The organism is Bradyrhizobium sp. (genome assembly GCF_036735945.1).
Classification (GTDB): domain Bacteria; phylum Pseudomonadota; class Alphaproteobacteria; order Rhizobiales; family Xanthobacteraceae; genus Bradyrhizobium.
In genome coordinates, this window is the sequence record NZ_DAINNI010000247.1 from 1 (window position 1) to 1,665 (window position 1,665).

General features: G+C 64.0%; 2 protein-coding genes and 1 pseudogene. All 3 read left to right on the plus strand.

Annotated elements, in window-relative coordinates; translation table 11 throughout:
* A partial coding sequence (locus V7E26_RS29920; RefSeq protein ID WP_324422987.1) for a molybdopterin-dependent oxidoreductase occupies nucleotides 1–452 on the plus strand: 452 nt, incomplete at its 5' end.
* Nucleotides 453–462: 10 nt separating this feature from the next.
* A complete protein-coding gene (gene nuoH / locus V7E26_RS29925; protein ID WP_324422988.1) occupies nucleotides 463–1,533 on the plus strand; it encodes an NADH-quinone oxidoreductase subunit NuoH in 1,071 nt (356 codons plus the stop codon).
* A gap of 7 nt (nucleotides 1,534–1,540) precedes the next feature.
* Nucleotides 1,541–1,665 (plus strand): annotated as a pseudogene (locus tag V7E26_RS29930) (NADH-quinone oxidoreductase subunit NuoI); the annotation flags it as partial.

Below are 1,665 nucleotides of genomic sequence, written 5' to 3' on the forward strand. Positions count from 1 at the left end.
TCGGCACGCATGGCGACCGCGGCGCGCATCGCGCCGACGTCATCCTGCCGGGCGCGGCCTACACCGAAAAGTCCGGCCTCTACGTCAACACCGAGGGCAGGGTGCAGATCGCCAACCGCGCGGCGTTCCCGCCCGGCGAGGCGCGCGAGGACTGGGCGATCGCCCGCGCCCTGTCCGACGTGCTCGGCAAGAAGCTTCCCTACGATTCCCTCGGGGCGTTGCGCCAGGCGCTGTTCAAGGCCGTGCCGCATCTGATGCGGATCGACCAGATCGAGCCCGGCAAGGCGGAGCAGGTCCAGGCGCTGGCGGGGAAGGGCGGCAGCCCCGACAAGAGCCCGCTGAAATCGTCCGTCGAGGATTTTTACCTGACCAACCCGATCGCACGGGCCTCGGCGGTGATGGCGGAATGTTCCCGGCTGGCGGCCGGGCGAATGCTGACGGCAGCGGAGTGAGCGTGATCTGATGGCTGATTTCTTCGCAAGCTCGTTCTGGACCGGCTTTCTCTGGCCGCTGATCGTCATGGTCGCGCAGAGCGTGCTTCTGCTCGTCGTGCTCCTGATCGCGATCGCCTACATCCTGCTCGCCGACCGCAAGATCTGGGCGGCGGTGCAGATCCGGCGCGGCCCCAACGTGGTCGGCCCATGGGGCCTTCTGCAATCCTTCGCCGACCTCCTGAAGTTCGTGCTGAAGGAGCCGGTGATTCCGTCCGGTTCGAACAAGGGCGTATTCCTGCTGGCGCCGCTGGTGTCCTGTGTGCTGGCGCTGGCCGCCTGGGCCGTGATTCCGATGGATCTCGGCTGGGTGATCTCGGACATCAATGTCGGCATCCTCTACATCTTCGCGATCTCGTCGCTGTCGATCTACGGCATCATCATGGCCGGCTGGTCGTCGAACTCGAAATACCCGTTCCTGGCCGCGCTGCGCTCGGCGGCGCAGATGGTGTCCTACGAAGTTTCGATCGGCTTCGTCATCATCACGGTCTTGCTGTGCGTCGGATCGCTCAACCTCTCGGCCGTGGTCGAAGCGCAGAACACGCGGGGGCTGGCCAGCCTGATCGGCCTGCCGCAGCTCACCATCCTTAACTGGTATGTCTGGCCGCTGTTCCCGATGTTCGTGGTGTTCTACGTCTCGGCACTGGCCGAGACCAACCGGCCGCCGTTCGATCTGGTGGAAGCGGAATCCGAACTGGTCGCGGGCTTCATGACCGAATACGGCTCGACGCCTTATTTGCTGTTCATGCTCGGCGAGTATGTCGCGATCACCACGATGTGTGCGATGGCGGCGATCCTGTTCCTCGGCGGCTGGCTGCCGCCGGTGGCGTTGCCGCCGTTCACCTGGATCCCGGGCGTGGTCTGGTTCGTGCTCAAGGTGTTCTTCATGTTCTTCCTGTTCGCGATGGCGAAGGCGATCGTGCCGCGCTACCGCTACGATCAACTGATGCGGCTCGGCTGGAAGGTGTTCCTGCCGCTGTCGCTGGCAATGGTGGTGATTGTGGCCGCCGTGCTGCAATTCGCCGGCATCGCGCCGAAGTGAGGCCGTCATGAGTGTCAACGTCAACGCAACTGCCCGCTCGCTTCTGCTGTCCGAATTCGTATCGGCGTTCTTTCTCACCATGCGCTATTTCTTCAAGCCGAAGCCGACGCTGAACTATCCCTTCGAGAAGGG

Excerpts from the sequence above, each read along its gene's own strand:
- nuoH (WP_324422988.1), top strand. The coding sequence starts at position 463 with ATGGCTGATTTCTTCGCAAGCTCGTTCTGGACCGGCTTTCTCTGGCCG.